At 63.1% G+C, this 20,799-nt stretch carries 18 protein-coding genes and 1 tRNA gene; 7 read left to right on the top strand and 12 right to left on the bottom strand.

Features of this window, described 5'->3' with window-relative positions; all coding sequences use genetic code 11:
• Positions 1-7 precede the first annotated feature (7 nt).
• Positions 8-340, bottom strand: a complete 333-nt coding sequence (locus BUS12_RS13805; protein WP_074297498.1) for a nucleotide pyrophosphohydrolase — start codon at positions 338-340, stop codon at positions 8-10.
• 222 nt (positions 341-562) lie between these two features.
• On the opposite strand from BUS12_RS13805, the gene BUS12_RS13800 reads away from it, so the two are divergent.
• Positions 563-639: transfer RNA gene (locus tag BUS12_RS13800), tRNA-Val, on the top strand.
• A gap of 311 nt (positions 640-950) precedes the next feature.
• Positions 951-2,666, top strand: coding sequence for a dihydroxyacetone kinase subunit DhaL (gene dhaL / locus BUS12_RS13795; protein ID WP_074296198.1), 1,716 nt, complete (start codon positions 951-953; stop codon positions 2,664-2,666).
• Between the two features lie 8 nt (positions 2,667-2,674).
• Here the strand turns inward: dhaL and BUS12_RS13790 are convergent, their stop codons facing one another.
• The gene (locus BUS12_RS13790; protein WP_074296197.1) at positions 2,675-3,580 is read right to left on the bottom strand and encodes a LysR family transcriptional regulator; all 906 of its coding nucleotides are present in this window, start codon (positions 3,578-3,580) and stop codon (positions 2,675-2,677) included.
• 172 nt (positions 3,581-3,752) lie between these two features.
• On the opposite strand from BUS12_RS13790, the gene BUS12_RS13785 reads away from it, so the two are divergent.
• On the top strand, positions 3,753-5,300 hold the full coding sequence (locus tag BUS12_RS13785) for an MFS transporter (protein ID WP_074296196.1): 1,548 nt from the start codon (positions 3,753-3,755) through the stop codon (positions 5,298-5,300).
• 25 nt (positions 5,301-5,325) lie between these two features.
• Here the strand turns inward: BUS12_RS13785 and BUS12_RS13780 are convergent, their stop codons facing one another.
• Positions 5,326-5,610, bottom strand: a complete 285-nt coding sequence (locus BUS12_RS13780) for a hypothetical protein (RefSeq protein ID WP_074296195.1) — start codon at positions 5,608-5,610, stop codon at positions 5,326-5,328.
• A 70-nt stretch (positions 5,611-5,680) separates the two neighbouring features.
• Positions 5,681-6,097, bottom strand: a complete 417-nt coding sequence (locus BUS12_RS13775; protein ID WP_074296194.1) for a MarR family winged helix-turn-helix transcriptional regulator — start codon at positions 6,095-6,097, stop codon at positions 5,681-5,683.
• A gap of 162 nt (positions 6,098-6,259) precedes the next feature.
• On the opposite strand from BUS12_RS13775, the gene BUS12_RS13770 reads away from it, so the two are divergent.
• On the top strand, positions 6,260-6,658 hold the full coding sequence (locus BUS12_RS13770; protein WP_074296193.1) for a RidA family protein: 399 nt from the start codon (positions 6,260-6,262) through the stop codon (positions 6,656-6,658).
• Between the two features lie 72 nt (positions 6,659-6,730).
• Here the strand turns inward: BUS12_RS13770 and BUS12_RS13765 are convergent, their stop codons facing one another.
• Positions 6,731-8,233: a TIGR04222 domain-containing membrane protein gene (locus BUS12_RS13765; protein ID WP_253190070.1), complete on the bottom strand. Its 1,503-nt coding sequence runs from the start codon at positions 8,231-8,233 to the stop codon at positions 6,731-6,733.
• 264 nt (positions 8,234-8,497) lie between these two features.
• On the opposite strand from BUS12_RS13765, the gene BUS12_RS13760 reads away from it, so the two are divergent.
• On the top strand, positions 8,498-10,357 hold the full coding sequence (locus BUS12_RS13760; RefSeq protein ID WP_074296192.1) for an extracellular solute-binding protein: 1,860 nt from the start codon (positions 8,498-8,500) through the stop codon (positions 10,355-10,357).
• A 58-nt stretch (positions 10,358-10,415) separates the two neighbouring features.
• Here the strand turns inward: BUS12_RS13760 and BUS12_RS13755 are convergent, their stop codons facing one another.
• Entirely contained in the window at positions 10,416-11,231 is an 816-nt protein-coding gene (locus tag BUS12_RS13755) for a hypothetical protein (RefSeq protein WP_253190069.1), read from the bottom strand.
• 429 nt (positions 11,232-11,660) lie between these two features.
• Here BUS12_RS13755 and BUS12_RS13750 point away from each other — a divergent pair, with 429 nt between their 5' ends.
• Positions 11,661-12,659, top strand: a complete 999-nt coding sequence (locus BUS12_RS13750; RefSeq protein WP_253190068.1) for a glycosyltransferase family 9 protein — start codon at positions 11,661-11,663, stop codon at positions 12,657-12,659.
• On the top strand, positions 12,656-13,558 hold the full coding sequence (locus tag BUS12_RS13745; RefSeq protein WP_074296190.1) for a glycosyltransferase family 9 protein: 903 nt from the start codon (positions 12,656-12,658) through the stop codon (positions 13,556-13,558). The genes BUS12_RS13750 and BUS12_RS13745 overlap by 4 nt, the downstream gene beginning before the upstream one ends.
• Here BUS12_RS13745 and BUS12_RS13740 read toward each other — a convergent pair.
• From BUS12_RS13740 to BUS12_RS39655, 6 genes are all read right to left on the bottom strand, one after another.
• A complete protein-coding gene (locus BUS12_RS13740) occupies positions 13,555-13,818 on the bottom strand; it encodes a hypothetical protein (protein ID WP_074296189.1) in 264 nt (87 codons plus the stop codon). The genes BUS12_RS13745 and BUS12_RS13740 overlap by 4 nt on opposite strands.
• 430 nt (positions 13,819-14,248) lie before the next feature.
• The gene (locus BUS12_RS13735) at positions 14,249-14,404 is read right to left on the bottom strand and encodes a DUF3309 family protein (protein WP_074296188.1); all 156 of its coding nucleotides are present in this window, start codon (positions 14,402-14,404) and stop codon (positions 14,249-14,251) included.
• Positions 14,405-14,539: 135 nt separating this feature from the next.
• Positions 14,540-16,135: an SH3 domain-containing C40 family peptidase gene (locus tag BUS12_RS13730; RefSeq protein ID WP_083640381.1), complete on the bottom strand. Its 1,596-nt coding sequence runs from the start codon at positions 16,133-16,135 to the stop codon at positions 14,540-14,542.
• Positions 16,136-16,224: 89 nt separating this feature from the next.
• Positions 16,225-16,668 carry a hypothetical protein gene (locus BUS12_RS13725; protein ID WP_074296187.1) on the bottom strand — a complete coding sequence of 148 codons (444 nt, stop codon included), beginning with the start codon at positions 16,666-16,668 and terminating at the stop codon, positions 16,225-16,227.
• A gap of 148 nt (positions 16,669-16,816) precedes the next feature.
• Positions 16,817-18,349, bottom strand: coding sequence for a sensor domain-containing diguanylate cyclase (locus BUS12_RS13720; protein WP_253190067.1), 1,533 nt, complete (start codon positions 18,347-18,349; stop codon positions 16,817-16,819).
• 373 nt (positions 18,350-18,722) lie between these two features.
• The gene (locus BUS12_RS39655; RefSeq protein ID WP_074296186.1) at positions 18,723-20,432 is read right to left on the bottom strand and encodes a methyl-accepting chemotaxis protein; all 1,710 of its coding nucleotides are present in this window, start codon (positions 20,430-20,432) and stop codon (positions 18,723-18,725) included.
• Positions 20,433-20,799: the final 367 nt, after the last annotated feature.

The following is a 20,799-nucleotide window of genomic DNA, read 5'->3' as shown; positions in this document are numbered from 1 at the left end:
CTGACTGCTAGCGATCCTTGTCCTTGTACTCCGAGTATTTGCGCGAGTCGCCGCGCACCTTGTCGGCCGGATACTTGGCCCGGTTGAGCACCATCTTTTCCTGCACGGCCTGAAACAGGTCGACGTCCAGCTTATCCGCAAGGCGCACGAGGTAGACGAGGACGTCGGCCATCTCGTGTCGAATGGCGGTGAGCTTCGCTTCGTCGAGTTCACTTGCGTCGCCGGAGACGAGCCATTGAAACGGTTCGAGTAGCTCGCTTGCCTCGACACTCAGCGCGGTCGCCAGATTCTTCGGCGTGTGGAATTGGTCCCAGTCGCGCTCGCTGACGAACTGACGCATGATGTCGCGAATCTGCGCCAGGTCGTTCGGGAATTCGGGTGTGTTCACGGTGCGTCCTGTTGACGGGGCTGGTCTGACCGTGATGATAAGCGCAATTTTCCCGAGGGCGCGCGCACGCAATGCTCTTCAGTAGCGGCGGCGATGTGTTGAAGATGGGATCGGCGCCCGGCTTGCGCGGGGCTTGTGCTGTGCAAAGAGAGTCTCTATAATTCGCGCCTCTAAAGGCTCGTAGCTCAGTTGGTTAGAGCACCACCTTGACATGGTGGGGGTCGTTGGTTCGAATCCAATCGAGCCTACCAACGCACAATCGACGCAGACGGAAGCTGTCCTATTGAGGCTTCAATGGCTTCAGCTTCTGTCTACTGTCGTGTCTCGCTTCGCTGTTCGCTTCATTCTTTCTTGCGCGCCAATAGCGCGACCATTCCACGTATTTCCCTTTTGCTTCTCCAGACGTCGCAACGCGATGCGGCGCTGCACGCCGAGGCGCGGTAAAGTCGGGTTTGCGGCGATGTGCTTGCAACCATTCGATAGCCATCCCATAGCAGTCTCGCAACCCCAGCCGCAACGGCTCGCGATGCACGGCCCGCGGCTCACAAGGAAGCTGGCGCACATGAAGAAGCTCATCAACGATGTTTCCGCGGTCGTCCCCGAGATGCTGGACGGACTCGCCGCGCTCAATCCCGGTCTGTCGTTGCTGCAGGGCGGCACGATCATCGTGCGGGCCGACTGCGAAGCCGCGGCCAAACGCGGTGAAGTCGCGCTGATCTCCGGCGGCGGCGCCGGCCACGAACCGGCCCATGCGGGCTACGTAGGTCCGGGCATGTTGAGCGCGGCAGTGTCGGGCGAAGTGTTCACGTCGCCTTCGACGGATGCCGTGCTCGACGCGATTCGCGCGGTCGCGGGTCCCGCCGGCGTGCTGCTGATCGTCAAAAACTACACCGGCGATCGCTTCAACTTTGGACTCGCCGCTGAAATTGCCCGCGCCGAAGGCATTGCCGTGGAGATGGTGATCGTCGCGGACGATGTCGCGCTCTCCGCCAACGGCGAACACGCGGGCCGGCGCGGTCTCGCGGGCACGGTGCTGGTTCACAAGATTGCGGGCGCCGCGGCCGCCGAAGGGCGGCCGCTCGACGAAGTGGCACAGGCCGCACGAGAGGCGGCGGCCATGCTCGGCACGATGGGCGTTGCGCTTACGCCGTGCACGGTGCCGGCGGCAGGGAAGGCGGGCTTCGAACTGGCCGACGACGAGATTGAGTGGGGGCTTGGGATTCACGGTGAGCCCGGTATCGAACGCGGCGCGCTCGAGCCGGCCGACGCCATCGTTGCGCGTTTGCTCACCAGGATCGTCGACGATCTTGCCTTGCCGGCGGACGCGCGCGTTGCCTTGCTGGTGAACAATCTGGGCGGTACGCCGCAGAGCGAATTGAGCATTGTCGCCGCTGCGGCGCTGCAGTTTCTCGCCGCGCGCAGCATCAAGGTGGAGCGCGCATGGGCAGGCACCTTTCTGAGCGCGCTCGAAATGGCGGGCGTGTCGCTGACTTTATTGCGCCTCGACGATCGGCGGCTCGCATGGCTCGATGCTGCCGCGCACACGTCCGCGTGGCCGGCATTGAGCGGCCGTGTGGCGCAGGCCTATGTCAAGGACGCGCCGGTCGCACCCGTCGACACGAGCGGCGCGCGCCTCGCTCGCGGTTCGGCGTTGCGTCAGGTGATCGAAGCGGTGTGCGCGCGCCTGATCGAAGCGGAAGCGGTGTTGACCGAGATGGATCAGCGCGTGGGCGACGGCGATCTCGGCATTAGCCTCGCACGCGGCGCGCGGGGCATCCTGCATGAACTCGATACCTATCCGGCGGAGACGGCACCGGGTGCCGTGTTGCGCGCCATGTCCGCGACCGTTCGACGTGTGGTGGGCGGCACGTCGGGGCCGCTCTATGCGGTGATGTTGCTGCGCGCAGGCAGCGTGCTCGATCAAGCGAGCGGCCCTGCTGCGAAGCGTTGGGCGCAGGCGTTCAGCGCGGGCGTTACGGCCTTGATGGAACTGGGTGGCGCGCATCCGGGCGATCGCACCATGGTGGATGCGCTATTGCCGGCGGTCGATGCATTGCAAGCCGCGCTCGCGCAATCTGCGGACGCGGATGTCGACGCCCACGCAGCATTGCAGAGCGCCGTCGACGCAGCCGTGGCCGGTGCGGAGCAGACGGCATCGATGAGCCCGAGGCTCGGTCGGTCCAGCTATGTCGGCAAGCGCGCGTTGGGCTTTGCCGATCCAGGGGCGCATGCGGTGGGACTGTGGCTTGCGGCGATTCGCGTGGCGTTGCCGCGTTAAGCGTCGGCTCAAGCGCGAATCATCTCCGGAATCTCCGCAACGAGCGCATCGACCGCGCAACGTGTTTTGAGCGGCAGATAGCGGGTTTTCGGCCACACGGCGTGAATGTCCTGCGCACGCACGCCGCAGCGTTCCCTCACGAACGCAAGTTCGCCCGTCTGCACATGGCGGCTCAACAGCCAGCACGGCAACTGCACCAGCCCGAAGCCGGCAATGCCAGCACCCGCAATGGCCTGGACGTCGTCGAGACTCAGTTGCGGCGCGATGCGCAATTCCTGCGGCTGGCCCTCGCCGTCCCGCACGCGCCAGGGCGCCAGCACACCGCCGCGCGAATAGGCGATGCCGGCGTGACCATGGAGATCGTCGATGTCTACGGGCAGGCCATATTTCGCCAGATACGACGGCGCCGCGCCGATGCTCATATGCTGCACGCCAAGACGGCGCGCGACGAGACTCGTGCTGTCGTGCAGATCGCCGATGCGCACCGCGAGGTCGAAGCCTTCTTCGATGAGATCCACCGCGCGGTCGGTGAACGAGATGTCGATCTGCAACTGTGGGTGCTTGCGTGCGAGTTCGAACAGCACCGGCGCGACGCATTGATGCCCGAACGCGACCGGCACGCTCACGCGCAGACGGCCGCGCGGCTCGGTGCGCTCGCTTTCTAGATCGGCCTCCGCGGCCTCCAGTTCGGCAAGCGCGCGCACGCAACGGTCGTAATAGGCCTGACCGGCCTCGGTCAGTGTCTGGCTACGCGTCGTGCGTTGCAAAAGGCGCACGCCGAGACGCGCCTCGAGACGCGTAATCACCTTGCCGACGGCCGAACGCGTGAGATGCATGCGTTCGGCTGCCAGCGTGAAACTGCCCGCGTCGACGACTTGAACAAAGGTCGACACGCCATCGAGCCGGTCCGTCATATTGGGTCCCCACAGGAATAATTCACGGGAAAAACTCTCGTCAATCGGGAATCTCGTTCCCGATATATTAAACCTCGAAGTCGCGCGAATCGAGTGGTTCTGCATGTGAAGGGCGACCCGCTATGGACGTACGCCTGCGCGACAGGACTCTATCCACCTTCCGGCGATATCCATGACGCTCTCCCGTTCTCCAAAAAACGCGCTCGCACTTGCTGCGGTGTGCCTGACCTCACTGATGTTCGGCCTTGAAATCTCAAGCGTGCCGACGATTCTCCCCACGCTTCAAACCGTGTTGCATGGCGATTTCAAGTCCATGCAATGGATCATGAATGCGTACACGATTGCGTGCACAACCGTTTTGATGGCAACCGGCGCGCTCGCGGACCGCTTCGGGCGTAAGCGCATGTACGTCGCCAGCATCGTGCTGTTTGCGATCACCTCGTTGCTTTGTGGACTCGCGCAAAGCACGTCGGTGCTGATCGCGAGCCGCTTTATGCAGGGCATCGGCGGTGGCGCGATGCTGATCTGCCAGGTGGCCGTGCTGTCGCATCAGTTCCAGGAAGGCCGCGAGCGCAGCAGGGCGTTTGCGGCGTGGGGCATCATCTTCGGTATCGGCCTCGGGTTCGGGCCGATCATCGGCGGCGTGATTGTCGCGGTCTCGAACTGGCAATGGGTCTTCCTGATCCATATTCTCGTCTCGATCGTCGCGTTGGCTTTGGTCTTCGCCGGCGTGCAGGAGTCGCGCGATCCGCATGCGCAGCACCTCGATGTTCCCGGCGTCGTCACGCTCTCGGTGGCGTGCTTCGGTCTCGTGTATTTCATCACGCAAGGCCCGGATCTCGGCTTCGGCAGTCTCGCAGCGCTGAGCATTCTGGCGGTGACGGTGCTGAGTTTCATCGCCTTCCTGGTGATCGAAAAGCGCAGCCCCCGGCCGATGTTCGACTTTTCGGTGCTGCGCATCCGCAGTTTTTCGGGCGCGCTGTTTGGATCGATGGGCATGAACTTCAGCTTCTGGCCGTTCATGATTTATCTGCCGATCTATTTTCACGGTGCGCTTGGCTATGGCAACGTGAGCGCGGGCCTGTCGTTGCTTGCGTACACGTTGCCCACGCTGGTCGTGCCGCCGCTGGCCGAGCGGCTCGTGCTCCGGATCGAGGCTCGCCGGGTGATTCCGCTTGGCATGTTCACGATTGGCCTCGGCTTCATTCTGATGAAGTTCGGCAGCGGCGCGGAGCATGCGGATTGGCTCACGATGTTGCCCGGCTGCCTGTTGTGCGGCATCGGCCTCGGCTTGACCAACACGCCGGTGACGAATACGGCGACAGGCGCTGTTTCGCCGGACCGCGCGGGCATGGCTTCGGGGATCGACATGAGTGCGCGGCTTATTACGTTGGCTATCAATATCGCCATGATGGGTTTCATTCTTCTTGAAGGCGTGCTGTCTTACCTGACGCGCGTACTGCCGGCTACTGTGGATCGCGGGCAGGTGCGTTTGCTCGCCGAAAAGGTCGCTGCCGGCGATATGGCGTTACTGAGTCAAGGAAGCGCGCCGCTTGCCGCAATGGATCCGCAAGCGGCGATCGCTCATGCCGCACTGGTGCATGGCTTCGGGCTTGTGATGCTGTATGGCGGCCTGGGCGCATGGGTCCTGGCCTTGTTTAGCGCTCTCACGTTCGGTCCAGGCTCACGGCAACGCGTGGCTGCGAACTACGTTGGGTAGGCACAAGCAATGAGGCCATCCTCGCCTAGCGTGAGCAAGCGGAGATGGCCTCTGCGAACGCATCCTGTTCTGCCGGGCTCTGAAAGAACGCTTCGAGGCTAACGTGCTCATCGTTCGCGACCTGCTTAAGGCAAAGGGACGTGTTGGCACGGACGCTGGACGGCGCAAACGCGACAGCCATCGCAAACAGCGCAAGCACCACTAGCGTAATCACGATGCCGACCACCCAATGCAGTCGTTCTTTGGCTTTGAGCGCATACCGTTGCGCTGCCTCGCAGGCGGGCATGCCTTGTGTCGCAAGCTTGTCCATTTTCCGATTCCCAATTCGATTAGCAAGACAACCATCTGTGCCGCGCGATTGGCAGCATGAGGCGGGCAGCTTAATCCAGCGCCTTTCTCACGTTCTGCATGCCGGACACAGTGGATTCGAACAGGTCAGGGCCAATTTTCCGGCGCAACGCTTTGGCGATGTCCGCACTGGCCTCGTTGATGGGCCGGTCAAGTGCCTTGCCCGAGCGGGTGGGATACACGCCCCATTCCCTGGCGTCCTCTTCGCCCTGACGGCGCTCGACCAGGTTCTTGTCGCAGAGATTGTCGATCAGACGCGTGGCAGTGGGGCGAGCGATGCCGAGGATATCCGCCACCTGACTGCTCAGACTCCCCGGCGACGCCAGCACGACGCGCAGCACGAACCCTTGCGCCGGCGTCAGGCCAAAGCGGGCATAGACGGCGGTCCACTCGCGCTCGACCAGGCGGGCAAGCGCGACGGAGTTGAAGTAGAGACAATGATCGAACATGGGAGGTATTAAAGCGCAAGATGATTAGCATGGCAACTATTATTTCGAAGGAGAGCGTCAGATCGCCGCAGTCGCTCGTCCGCGATACAAACGGAACTCGTGCCAGAATGCTACCCGCCTGCCAATCACCTGCCACGTATAGCGCATAGAGAAGCCCAACCCATGCCAGACCGCGAAATCATTGTGCCCGAAGCCATGCGTGCGCTCGTTGAGCGCGCGGGTTATGCCCCTGCCGTGAAGGTCGGTCAGCTCCTGTTTTGTGCCGGACAAGTAGGGCGGACGCAAGAGTTAGAAGTCATCCATGATCCTGAGGCGCAGTTCACCGCTTGCTGGGAAAACCTGCGGCAAGTGTTGGCCGCAGGCGGCTGCACCTTTGAGGATGTGGTGGAGATGACCACTTACCACGTAGCGATGAGCCAGCATATGGACGTGTTCCGCGAGGTCAAGAACCGTGTGTTCCCGCGCGGCGCCTGCGCGTGGACGTGTATTGGCGTCTCGGAGCTGGCTCATCCGGGTTTGCTCGTCGAGATCAAATGCGTAGCTGTTCAGCGCGCCGTTTGACGCATCGACGCTTTGACATGAGGCCGTTTCGGCCTTCGTCAATGCCTTGGACGTTAAGCGGTCAGCACGGATTCAGTTCGAACATCCACCACACCCGCTCGAACTGCAATTGCTCGAACTCGAACTGGACGAGTCCGTGGAGGCATCGAACTGCGATGAGCTGCTTATCGCGGGTGAGGGCTCTTCGAGCGCATTCGCATAGATCGACCATGAGGTGCCCTGGAGCGCGACCACGCCGGCGAACGCCAGCTTCCAAAGCGGGGCGTCGCGTCCCGGCTCGCGGTTTGCGTAGCGCGCGCGTTGTGCGTCGAGCGCCGTGCGTCCGGCCTTTGTCAGTCCTCTGCCTCCGAGTCCTGGCAGACGTACCGTCAACAATAGATACGCGGCGAGGAACAGCACCATCGCCATGACCAGGAACGTTATGGGCCGGTCTCGGTTCAAACCGACGATGGTCTTCGCGCAGCCTGTGCCTAGTGTCAGCAAAGCCAGCATGTGGGCCGCGAACCGCAGCTTGCGCATGCTGTGGGGCGCCCATAGCCAACCTTCGGCGCAAAGGTCCCGGCTCAGCGTTGTTTCGCGCATCATCAGGCGCGCGCGGAACGTGGTGTAGTTGGCCCGGCCGTCCTTGCGGCGCCGCAACCATTCGCATTCGTCGACGAAGCGTCCGCCCTTGAATGAGTCTTTGACCGTCACGTAGGGGTGGCGGCTTGCAATCGGCGTAAAACGGATCGCTTCAGACTCGACCAGGGCTAGCGTGGCGACATGCGCCATTCGTGCCGCGCCGCCTGCGAGGAAGGCCACCTCGTCAGGCGGCAACTCGCGCGGGGCGGGTTGATGGCGGCAGATGCCCCATGCATGCCGATGGTACGTGATGCGCTGCATGGCGAAAATCAGCAGCAGCACGCCGGCGCATAGCAGCAGATAGAACTGCAGGAACTGTGGACCGGCGTAGTTCAGCACGTTGAGCTCCTGCGCGTACGCGCAGGTCGCGACGGCGCCGCTCAGCCAGGCTAGCCATGCGAAGCGTGCACGGCGCGGACGCAGGGCAGTCCGGCGGCGCTTCAAACGTTGAGCCAGACCTTCTTCGCCGCGCGCGTGGCTGGGTGCATTACCTGGTGCCGTCTCGTGCTGCACGCGGTTGGTCGACGGACGTGGCCAGATCGTCGCGGGCGGTTCGCTGCCGAATGCGCGCCGGTAGCTGTCGAGCGTCTGCTCATAGAGCCGCGCATAAGCAGCGGCTTCGTCAGGGGCACCATTGCCCGGTGTATGGTGCAGCGGCGCGCAGAGCACCTCGACGCAGAAAACGTCCCAGTATTCGCGGGTGTACTCGAGATGCAGATGCCATGCGGCGTCGATAGCCTTCGAAGGCGTCGCGACATGCCCGCTCGAAACCGCGAGATATGCAAAGCGCTTATATTCGGCGATGACTGCCATGGCGTGCGCATGCGACCAGCCCTCACGCTCGGCGAGGCGTCGGCTGTACGGCATCGGGACGCCGGGTGTATCGGGCGAGTAGGCTTCGAGGCGGCGTTGGAGCGCCTGTTGCTCGACGGTCAGCGGGTCGGGTGCGGACACGGGTCGTTCGGACGACGACTGGCGCGGTGAAGGATGAACCATGGCAGCGGGTGCGCGACGCGAGGCAGGGCCTCAATCGTCAGCGTTCGGTTGTGGTTTGCCGCGATTCTCTCATGAGGCTTGGCGGTTTTGCACCTATCTACTCCTGCCCGAGGCGCCTGTGGGCTAATGCTCCCCCATCGGAAGAGTCCTAAGATATTGGTCGGATTCCGGTTGCTGGAGAAGGCGGCTAAACTTGGCAGCAATTGCCAAGGGAAGGGACTGATGGATCTCAGTAGACGGTTGGCTTGCGTCGCACTACACAACACCATGACCGTGGCTGCGCTGGCTTTGTTCACGATGCCCGTTCACGCCGCATCCTCGCTTGCTCAATTCGGCGAACCGCGTTATCCCGCGAGCTTCACCCATTTCGACTACGCCAACCCAGGTGCCCCCGCCGACGGTACGCTGAACTTCGGCAACTACGACGAACTGCAAAGCTACGATTCGCTGAATCCTTTCCTGCTGCGCGGCGCGCCGGCGCCGGACATCCGCAACCTGATGTTCGACACGCTCATGCAGCGCAGTTGGGACGAGCTCGCCTCGGAATACCCGCTGATCGCCGACGATGTCGAGGTCCAACCGGACCTCGCTTCGGCGACCTTCCACCTCAACCCCGCGGCGCGCTTTTCCAATGGCGATCGCATCACGGCAGCGGACGTCAAGTATTCGTTCGATACGCTCACCAGCCCGCAAGCCTCGCCGCTCTATAACTCCGAGTTCTCGGTCATCAAAAGCGCAACCGTGATCGATGCGTCGACGATCCGCTTCGACTTCAAGCGCGCGGAACGCGACGCGCCGTTGATCGCGGGCGATCTGCCGGTGTTCTCGCCGAAGTGGGGCATGCGGCCCGATGGCACGCGTCCGCCGTTCGACCAGATTGCCAACGTGCCGCCAATCGCGAGCGGGCCCTACCTGATCGAGCGTCGCAAGAACGACAAGGACATTGCCTACCGGCGCAATCCTGACTACTGGGCTGCCGATCTGCCCGCGCGGCGCGGCATGTTTCGCTTCGGGCGCATCTCGTTTCAGCTCTTTTTCGACAACTTCGGACTGCTTGAAGCATTCAAGGCGGGCAATATCGACGTCAACATCGAAGGCAGTGCGACGATCTGGGCGCGCCGGTACATTGGCGAGAATTTCCGTAATGGTCTGCTGCAGAAAGGCACCTTCGCCAACGGTCCCGCGTATATGCGGGGCCTTCTGATGAATCTGCGCCGGCCGATGTTTCAGGACGTGAGGGTGCGCCACGCGCTCACCCTCGCATTCGACTACGACTGGATGAACCGGATGATGTTCTATGACCAGTATCGGCGCTCGAACAGTTATTTCGATCCGGGTTCGTTTGGAGCCACCGGCATGCCCGGTCCAAAGGAGCTGGCACTGCTCGAACCGTACCGGGCGAGCCTGCCGCCCGAGGTGTTCGGTCCGATGCTGAAACAACCGTCGACGCTGCCGCCGGATTCGCTGCGCAACAATCTGCGTGAAGCGCGCGATCTGTTGAGCCAGGCGGGCTGGCACTACCGCGACGGTGCGTTACGCGACGCGAACGGTACGCCTATGAGCATCGAGGTACTCGACGACCAACCCGGCATGGACCGTTTGCTGCTGCCGTATATGCAGGCGCTCAACATGCTCGGTATCGAGGCGCATCTGCGCGAGGTCGACAGTGCGTTGTATCAGCAACGGCTCGACAGCTTCGACTTCGATATGACCACGGGAGGCTATCCGCCGGTCACCGTGCCGGGCGTCGAACTGCTGCGCCGCTTCGGGAGTGCCGCCGCCTCGGAGGTAGGCTCGGAAAATACCGTTGGCGTGCATTCCAAGGTGGTCGACGCGCTGATTCACGCCGCGCTAACCGCGACCACGCTCGACGATCTCGAAGCGGCCACCCGCGCGCTTGACCGCGTGCTGGTCAATTCGTACTACCTGGTTCCGGAGTTTTACGCGCCCAATTCGCGCATTGCCTACCGGTCGACACTCGCCTATCCGTCTACGTTACCGAAGTCCTATCATGACCCGGACTGGGTGATCGACTACTGGTACGTCAAGCCGCACGGCGTTGCAGCGGCGGGGCATAGTTGATGGCCGCTAGCGTGGGTTTCACAGCAGCTTCTGATTCTCTGGCACCGCGAAGCCAAGCCTACCCAGACCGCTTGGCATTGCCATTGTAATAAGCGAGATTGTCGCTGTTCAGCAGTTTGTCCATATACGGACCGTGCCGCATTAACGGCATCGCCTGCAGGCATTCCTTTTTCCCGCGCAGCCGATCGTCTTGCGTGAGGTCCGGATGGGTTTTCGCCGAAGGTGCGTCTTCGGCGCTCGGCCAATGTTGACAGAACAGGCTAAGCGGCTCGCAGGCATGACGAAAGCGCGGATGGACCGGCTCGCGCTCGGGCATGTTGACGATGCCTCGCGTCCCGAAGCGTTCGACCACTGCCGTATACAGGACTTTCTCGAGAAAATGGTCGTCTTTCACGCGGAGGCCGGACAGCATCTCCAGAAATTCGGGCGTCGCCCTGGCGATGAAAAACTGCGTGGAAAGCGACTTTTTCTCGCGAACGCCATAGCTCGAACCGAACGGCCTGAGCACACCGGCGAGCCGGGCACGCAGCCGCCGTCCCAGCAAGGGCGAGCGTTTCCACGCCGGCACGCAATCCGTACTCCACGAGGAAGCGGCGATGACCGCAGCGGGATTCTCTGCAAGCTGTTCCAGATATCGCTGGATGACTTTCTGGTCGAAGACCCAGGTGTCCGCCTCGAGATGGATCACGTACTCCGCGTGGAAGCGCGAAACGGCAGCACTGACGGAGGCCACCAACAGGTCGAGGGCGCCGGCGGTAAGCGGACGAGGCTCGCGTTTCACCAGCACGTCCTCGATATAGCGCGTATAGCCCGCATCCGAACAGGCGTGGACCACCGGCCATTTGTGAGCCCAGTTCAGCTTGATGATCTCCATGGAGATGCGCGCGCAATCGATACGATTGAACGAGGTCAGGCACACGACGACTTGCATGATTGAAGGGGCGGGCACCGCCATGGGTCAATTTGACCGGCATAGTGCATGAAGCGCGAGCGGATGCGCTGTCACGACTCTTACCGAAAGTTTCACGGTGCTGCCCGCAAAAGAACCGGCGTCGAAGGGCGCTCGCGAGGCGGAACGGCTTGGGCGCTGGCGCTGCCGCGCGCGCCGTGTGCGGCTCGGCGGAGTGTTCGGAAAGCCGCGAAGAAATGCTTCGAAATCAAACCGGCCGGGTCGCCGGGCAGCCCGGCTGCGCGGTTCGCTCGCGCAGGTCGTCAACCGAAATATGCGGCAAGACTTCGAAATCCGTCGTCTACCGATTGTGTGGCAACATGCGGTCGAATCTACTTAGGCTGGATTGAGTGTATGGCGAACGATCAGACGCGACAGGCGAATCGCACCGATTCGATCGGGGGCGGCGTACCTGACGTTCACCTCGCCGCGCGCCGCGCCGCGTTCATCATGTCGCCCGCCCTCGGCGATACGCTGAACCTGCTGATCGTTGCGCACAATCTCTCGCTCGCAGGCTGGCAAGTGGACGTCTTCGGTGACCACGCCCACGCGCTCGCCGAGTGGTTTCCCCGTCTGCGCATCGCGCCCGCTCTGGCGCCGGACCGCGCCCGTAGCGTGCTGGCGAACTATCTCCATGTCATTCAGATGCATCGTGACCGGCCGCTCGCGCAGGTCGGCGACTGGCATGCGGGTTTTATCGATTTGCACGAAGTTGAGTACGCGAAGAATCCTTATTGCATGGCGAAGCGTTTCGCCGATTTTGCTGCAGCGCGTTTCGAGCTTTACGACGCGGTGACGTCGAACGGCATGCGTCCTCCTGCCGGCTTGCGGTTTCGCAAGCATGCTTCGCGCGTGGCGATTCACCCCGAGGCCAGCACGCCGGATAAGCGCTGGTTGCCGCAGCGCTTTCTCGAACTGTCGCGCCGTCTGCAAGCCGGTGGCCTGCAGGTTGAATTCGTGGTGGAAACGCGCGAGCTTGCCCGTTGGGAGACGCTCGCCGGCGAACTGCCGCCGCTGCGTTCGTTCGCCTCGTCGGCGCTGCTGGCGGAATGGCTCTACGAATCCGGCTGGTTTATCGGTAATGACTCGGGCGTAGGACATCTGGCGTCGTCGCTCGGCATCCCCACCTTGACGCTGTTTCGCCGCCGCGGCGTGGCGCAGCGCTGGCGTCCGGGTTTCACGACCGGCGACATCGTCTTGCCGTCATGGTGGGTGCCGACGGCAGGTCTGAAAGAGCGCTGGTGGCGCGAGAGCATTACGGTCGAACGCGTGCTGAACGCGTTTCGTGCGCTGCGGTTGCGCGTGACAGGGCAGCCGGCGCAGATGGGCTCAACGGAGATGCAGGAAAGATGAAGGCGAAGCTCGAAGGTGCCGCGTCGATTGCTGTGGTGATGCCCACGGCCATTGGCGACACGCTGTTGATGATGGTGCTGGTGAACAACCTGATCAGGAACGGTTATCGGCTCACCGTGTTCAGTTGGGTGGTGAAGGATCTGGCCGACTGGTTTCCAGGTATCGACGTACGCAACGAGTGCGAACAACAGGACGCCGCGGGGCAATTCGAGCTGGTGATCCAGTTGCGCGCAACGCCGTGCGGCAAGGCGCTTGCTGCGAGCGGCGAGGTCTGCGAGATCGTTGGCTTCGACGCCTTCCAGGTGCCCGGGCATATGATCGACATGATCGTCGCGGTGGCGCGCGATGAGTTCGGTCTGGCCGACATCACGCGCCACAACGGCATCACCGTGCCGAACTGGATTCGCTTTCGCGCTTACGAGCGGCGCGTGGCGATTCATCCGACCGGCAGTCACATCGAGAAAATGTGGCCGCGCAAAAAATTCGTCGCGCTCGCGCAGAAGCTCGTGCAACGCGATTTCCAGCCCACCTTGCTGGTCGCGCCTTGCGAGCGGCAAACCTGGCTGATGGACAAGGACGCCGCGCAACGGCTGCATTCGTTCGAGCGGCTGGCGGATGTGGCCGCGTGGATCGCCGAGTCCGGCTGGTTTATCGGCAACGACTCCGGGCTCGGCCACCTGGCGTCCGCGCTGGGGGTGCCGACGCTCTCGCTGTTCATGCGCCGAGGCATCGCGCGCACGTGGCGGCCCAACTGGGGACGCGGCGCGATTGTGCTGCCCTATAACCTGTTCGTGGTCGGTGCGCTCAAGGAGCGTTACTGGAAACTGGCGCTGACCGGCAGCAGCGTGCTGCGCTCGTTCGACCGCCTGCGGCTCGAAGAGGATCCGCGCGGAAGCTAACGACGGGCGCGAATCGCGACACGCGCGGGGCCTTCTTGCGGTGTCGCGTCTGGACTCGATGGACGTGAGACCTCAAGTGCGCCGAGCAAATGCTCCAACCGGTTGATGCGGTCTCGCTGCTGCGGCACAACCGGGATCTTGCGCAGCGCATTGAGCCGGCCGCGCCAATAGCTGAGGGGCGGGACGGTATGGGTCGCCGAAAGATGGGCGAATACGTATTCAAGGTGCAGGAGTTCCAGTTCCACGTCATGATGATTCATTGCTTCTCCGTGGTGGTTTAGTTATTCGAATGGCGCGCCGCGCCGCTCGTGCGTCGTTGCTTCGCCCCCCGGCGTGGATCAATCGTTGATCAGTTGCTAGACATTCGCCCGGCGGCTACTAGTTTTCTTCGCAGTGCTGTTCATTTCCGGATCCTCCAGAAATTAGGTCATCGACACAAACGGAAGTCCGTCTGCTCACGCGTTTCAGCCGCAAGCAGCGTGCCGCGTCAAAACGGGCCGGCGAGTGGGCGGCGTTGCACGTCGAAGGCACGGTCCGGGCTGAGGTCGAACTGACGCGTGGCTGGACGCCAGGTGCGGGGCGGGATGAGACGGGCGGGGGAGTGGCAAACGGGGAAGCTGACCGCCAGTTTTACAAACGATGCGGTCAAACTGGCGGTCCGCGTTCTGCGAGCTACGTCGTCGCTTCAGCCTATATCTGTCCCATGACGACCAGGACGATCACGACGATGACGACAATCCCGATGGTGCCCGTCGGCGCGTAGCCCCAGGAACGGCTGTGCGGCCATGCGGGGAAGGCGCCGACAAGCAGCAGGATCAAGACGATCAGAAGAATGGTTCCCAACATAACGCCTCCGAATATATGTGATGGATAGTCACAGGGGCCGGAGCCCCTCGCTTGGAGACGTATGCTGCAATTCGCATGCCCGCAACGCGGCAGGCATGGTCAGGCCGCCTTGGCAGCCGCTGAGGGCCCGGCGATTCAGCCGGCAGGATTGTCGTCGTCGGGTTGAACGGGCGTGCCTTCAGCCGGCGCGCCGATGATGCTGATCTGGAAAATCGGTGTCGCGGCGAGCGATTGCAGGCTCGGGTCTTCGGGGATATGCGCGAGCAGCGGGAAAATCACCGAGCCGCCGATCACCGCGCGCCGGCTGTTGTCCGCCGGACGCAAGCCCCACACGTCCTGATAGACGAGCGGCACCACTTGACGATCGCGCGTGGTGTTGCCCAGATACAGCATCACGTGACCGCCGATATAGATCAGCGTGCGCATCGGCACGCCATGTTTCGTGAGGTAGTCGATGCGTTGTTCCGGCGTGGACGAAGACAGATCGGTCATGTGCCCGGCGCTCATCTGCGTCGACGAATGCCGCGGCAGCCAGATGCCGAACGCAGCGAAGATGCTTTGCGTTTCGGACGAACAGTCGTTATAGAAGCCGGTATTGCCCCAACCGTATGGTCGCCCGATCAGGGCCTTGAGCAGCATCGCCAGATGACGTGGCGTGGCGGCGAGCGGCGCGTCGGCGATTTGCGTGTCGCCGAGTTGCGCGATGCGGGCCACGGCATTGCCGTTTTCGTCGCGGGCGGGGACCATCACGACGCGCTGGGCCGTGCTATCGCCGGGCGCGACCGGCAGCAAGGTGCCGGCGGGCGCGTCGAAACGGAATGCGCCCTGGCTGTCGCGCACGGGCGCCGAGGCCACGATGACCGCGGTGAGTCCATTGCGCGCCGCACTGCGCCAGATGTCGACGAACGCGGGGCTCACCAGCGCAATCTTGTCGCTGCGCACCCAGCCCTGCACATCCGGTGTCTGCACGTAGTACCAGCCGCCGTCGACGCTGCTGCCCAGCACGTAGAGCGGCGTGCCGGGGCGCGCTGCCGAGACCTGCAGGTTGTCGAACGGGTAACCCTCGCCGGCGAGGCGCCGGTCGTAGAACGACGGGTCCATGGTCGGCAGTTCGCGTACCAGGACGTTGCCGGTCGCAATGGCGCGGTGCGCGGCGGCATAGGTGGGCGCACGCTCGAACTGGCCGACGTCCATGTTCTGTGCAATCGCATCGATCCACGTCTGCGTGTGTGGCCGGAAATTCTGGCCGTAGCCGATCTCGTCGGCGGCCTTGCCGGTGTTGTCGAACCAGGCAAGACGGCGGCGCTGCAGCGCGGCGATATCGGCGCCGCCGTTGCGGTACACACGCGTCTCGACGTAGGTGCGGTTCCACGGCGAAGCATCGTCCGCAGCGGTGCCGAAGTAACGCGCACGCAGCGCTTCAAAATGGGTGCGTTGGTCTGCGGCGCTCAGAAACGGTTGATCGTAGTTTGCGCCGGCAGGATCGATCCAGTGATCGACGTTCTGGTCGTAGGCGTCCATCGGGAACACGCTGACCGGATCGATGCGCGCCTGCTGCCCGGGCAGCGAGGACGACGAAGACGGAGGTGTGGCGCACGCGGCCAGCGCGATGCATAGCGCGGCGGTGGACAGGCGCGTCAGGACGCGGGTGTGAGCCCACGAAAGCGGTAGGCCAATGCGGCGCGGAACGGGAAGAGCGGCTTCGAAACGGGGTGACGCGGCAAACGGCATGGTGCTCGACGGTGGGTGGCCAAGGTGCAGATGATACGACGGTCTGCGTGCCGTCGGACGAATTGCACCTTGGTCCGCGAGCGCCGGAACTACTGCGGCTGATTCTGTGCCGGCGGCGCATCGGCGCCCGGCCTGTCGCCGTGCGGTGCGCGGTTGGACGCGGCCACATCTTCGGCCAGGCTCAGGCGCAGCGTCGCGATGGCCTGATCCGGGTTCGACGGTTTCAGTTGCTCGCGCGCGAGCGAGTCATAAACGAAGTGCCGCAGCATCGGATCCTGTGTCTTGTTCAGCACGTCGTGGTAGACGGCGATGATGTCGCTTTCGTGGCCCGTCATCGCGTACAGCCGGCGCAGTTGTTCGAGATCGTTGACGACCGCGAAGCCGGGACCGTGCGGGGGCATGAGGTCGTCGTGCGGCGGCTGGCCGTGGTCTTGCGCGGGCAAACGGGGCGGGCCGTCCTGCTGTGCGAAGGCGGACGAGGTGGCGGCGGTCAGGAGCGCAACCAGTGCCGCGCTCAGAAGGGTCTTTTTCATGTTGTCGATCCCGTCGGGTCAGCGTTGGCGCGACAGTGCGCCGAACATAACCACACGATAGTCGACGCCGCCTTCTGCAGGGTTACGGAAATCTGAAAGTAACTTACACAACCTTGCAGAAGCGTACGCCAACAGCGTATCGCACAACTTAGAGATCGACGGGTGCGGCTGGCGCCACACGATTGCGGCCGGCGGTTTTCGCCGCATATAACGCGGCGTCGGTGCGTCGCATGAAAGCGTCGAGCGAGGCGTCGCCCGCCTGGCCCGCCGTGCCGCAGCCGATGCTCACGGTGAGCGCCGGAATGCGCCGTACCCCCTCGGCGTGATGACATACCTCGATCTCGCGGCGAATCGCTTCCGCGACGTTAAGCGCCCCGCGTTCGCCCGTATCGGGCAACACCGCCACGAACTCCTCGCCGCCGTAGCGCGCCACCAGGTCGCCGGGGCGTCGCAGGTGGCGTTCGAGACCGGCGGCGATACGCTTGAGCGCCTGATCGCCGACGGCGTGACCGTGCTCGTCGTTGTACTTCTTGAAATGGTCGGCGTCGATGAACAGCACCGACAGTTCGCGTCCGGTTCGCTGCATGCGCTGCCATTCGGTGAGCAGCGCCTTGTCGAGCGTGCGCCGGTTGTTGAGACCGGTCAGCGAATCGGTCTGCGCCATGTGTTCGAGGCGCGACTGCATCGCGGTGCGGTCGCGCAAGGCGAACGCCAGCAGCCAGATCACCACCACAAAGGTCCCGCTCACGAACAGCGCTGACGCACCGACGATCTCGGAGCGCCCCTTCCACTCGGCGAGCATATCGTCTTCTGCGGGGGCGACCGCTGCGATCAGCGTCGTGCCGGGAATGCGTGCGAAGGTGTAGAGCCGCGTCCTGCCGTCCACGGGCGACACCGCTTCGTACGATCCGTTTTTCCCCTCGAGCATGCGGCGAAACATCGGCGAGCGCAGCACGACAAACTGCGTCGAGTCGTCGAGCGCCGGGCTGCGGGCCACCAGGGTTCCGTCGTTGCGGAGGATGAGGGCGATGCCGTGCGTGCCGACGTCGAGTTTGTCGAGTAGTTGCTGAAAATAGTCGAGGTCGATGGCAACCGCGGCGATCCCGCCGAACGAGCCATCCGCTTTCTCGATCCGGCGGCTGAGCGCGATCGACCCTGCGTGGTTTCGCAGGCGCGAGTGGTACGGCTTGGAGATATAGAGGCCGAGGTCGCGGCTTTGTTCGTGGACGTAGAAATAATCGCGGTCTGCAAAGTTGGCCTGAGGCGGCGTGCCTGCACCGTATTCGACGACGTTGCCATCTTCGTCCAGGGCGGTTACCGCGCTGATATAGCGCGCCGTTGCCGTGCGCTCGAACAGCACTTTATGCCGTATGCCGGGGTCTAGATTCATCACGACCGGATCGCGCAAGCCGGCTGCGACCGCCTGGAGCGAGAGATCCGCGAGTTCGAAATTATGCTGGACGTCGCTGCTCAGAATGGAGATGACGCTGCGCGAGGTGTCGCGCGCGTGATCGATCGCGTCCTGACGGCCGGCCGCCAGCGTGACGAGCGTGAGACCCACGGCACCCAGCGACAGCAGGGTTCCCAGCGCACCGACGGTCAGCGGATGGCGTCCGGCCAGCACGGCAATCCGGCTGATGCGAGCCGCGAGGCCATGGCGCAGATGTTGGAAGCCCCGCACGGGTGGCGGCGGGGCGCGGTCACTGGTTTGCATAGGATCGGATGGGCCGGCTCATGGCGAGCGCTTCACATCTCACGGCTCGATAAGGAAGGTGAAACACCGGTTAGCGAGGCGTGGCGAGTATATCGGCCAAATCTTACATAAACGTCCTGCGGCGATAGGGTGGCGTCCGGATACGACTTCGGACGGGGTGACTGCATGATGCGGCGCAGGGCAGAGCAAAGCCGGAGGCATCGAGGCGTGGCTGCGCGGCGCGCCTGATGCGCCGCACTCGCAGCGAGGAGGGAAGCGGAGCTTGCGTGCGGATCGACTCGTGCCGGACGGTGCGCGATCGTACGAAGTCTCGAGCGCGTACCGCCGTTGTTCTCACGCGTTAGAACGTTTCCCAATTGTCGGAGCCGCCCTCGACCAACGCGGCTGCGGGTTTTGCAGCGGGGGCGACCGGCGCGCGTTTCGGCGCGGGACGCACCAGCGGAGCACGCGCCTTTGCCTTGCTCGCGGTGGCGACGGTACGCGGCGCGGCGACGGCCGACTTGCTCTCGGTGACCTTGAACACGGAGACGGCACGTTTTTGCTGTGCGGCCTGCTGTTCGAGCGACTGCGCGGCTGCCGACGCCTCTTCGACGAGCGCCGCGTTTTGCTGCGTCACTTCGTCCATCTGGCCCACCGCCTGATTCACCTGCTCGATGCCGCGGCTTTGCTCATCCGATGCAGCCGAGATTTCCGCGTTGATATCGGCCACCCGCTTGATGGCCTGCTGCACTTCCGCCATCGTGCGGCCCACTTCTTCCGCTTGCGACGAGCCGTTGTGAATCGTTGCCACCGAACTCTGGATCAGGTCCTTGATCTCCTTCGCGGCGCTCGACGAACGCTGCGCGAGGCTGCGCACTTCGCCTGCGACCACCGCGAAGCCACGGCCCTGTTCGCCGGCGCGGGCGGCTTCGACCGCCGCGTTCAGCGCGAGAATGTTGGTCTGGAAGGCGATGCCCTCGATCAGTGTGGTGATGTCGGCAATCTTCGCCGAACTCGCGGTGATATCGCCCATCGTCACCAGCATGCGTTCCACGACCGTATTGCCCTTGTCGGCTACGTCCGACGCATTGCCTGCCAGCGTCGTCGCCTGGCGCGCGTTTTCGGAGTTCTGCTTGACGGTTGCAGTGAGCTCTTCCATGCTGGCGGCCGTTTCTTCGAGCGAAGCCGCTTGCTCTTCGGTGCGCGAGGACAGGTCCATGTTGCCGGCTGCGATCTCGCTCGAGGCGACCATGATCGATTCGCTCGACGTCTTGATGCCGCGGACGATTTCGGCGAGATGCGTATCCATCTGCTTCAGCGCGCCGAGCAGATGACCGAATTCGTCTTTCGAATGAATCGTGAGTTCGTTTTCAAGCTGTCCTTCGGCGATGCGTTGCGCGAGCTGTACCGCCGATTGGAGCGGATTCATGATCGCCTTCAGCAGATACGCCGATGCGGCGATCGCAACGGCGAGGCCCAGCACGATCCCACCAATTGCGATCCACAGCAGCATGTGGAACGTGTCGATACCCTGGCCGGCGAGTTGCTTGACCTGGGTCGCATTCACATCGATGTCCTGATCGATGGTGTCGGACAGTTTGGTGCCCACGTTGCGCATGTTCTCCAGGTCCGCCGCGGCGGTATCGGGCGTGCCGCTGTCGGCGGCCGCGAGTTGCGAGTCGACCAGCGATTTGAAGTCGGCGTATTGAGCCGAGATCTGGTCGGCGATTTTGCGCTCGTCGTCCGCGGAAACTTTACCCGGATAGTAGTCGGTCCACGCTGTGTCGAGTTTCTTCTGCAAGCCATGGATCTGCTCCGATGCCTGCTTGACCTCGCTCGGATCGTGGAGGACCTGCAGGCGGCTCAGCGCGAGGCGAATCTTCAGTGCGTAGGCCTGAGTGGCCGCGAGGTCTTCAATCGGTACCGTGCTGTCTCCATACATGGAGTTCATGTCCGAGCTTAAGGTTGCGAGCCCACGAACGCCCATCAATCCAATGGCGATCATCAAGACGATGCACGCGCCGAGCGCGAGAATGATCTTGAACTTGATTGTGTTCGTCAGCTTGTTCATGCGGATACCTGTACACGATGGGGAAAAACGATCTCTGCGGAGGGCGGGGCGCGTGAGCTATTTCGTCTGAGAAAAACCTCACGCTGCGCAGGGGTGTAGGTGTGTAAACGACATGCGCTATGAGTTCTGAAGGTGTACATGGCACATTTGCGTGAACTTGTGCCGATAAGGGTTTGGTTTATTTCATTCGGGTTACGGCAACCTGCGAAATACACTTCAACCATGCACCAAACGGGTTCGGCCGCATCTCGCTGACACCTCGCGCGAGCGTAGCAGTGGCCCATGATGTCGAGGCATGAGGTAACGCGCAGTAAGGCACGTGCGATGCGGCGCAGCGAGCGCGGTCTGGGTCGAGCAACGCCGCAGG

Source organism: Paraburkholderia phenazinium, assembly GCF_900142845.1.
Classification (GTDB): domain Bacteria; phylum Pseudomonadota; class Gammaproteobacteria; order Burkholderiales; family Burkholderiaceae; genus Paraburkholderia; species Paraburkholderia phenazinium_A.
This window is presented reverse-complemented; position numbering and strand designations above follow the sequence as displayed.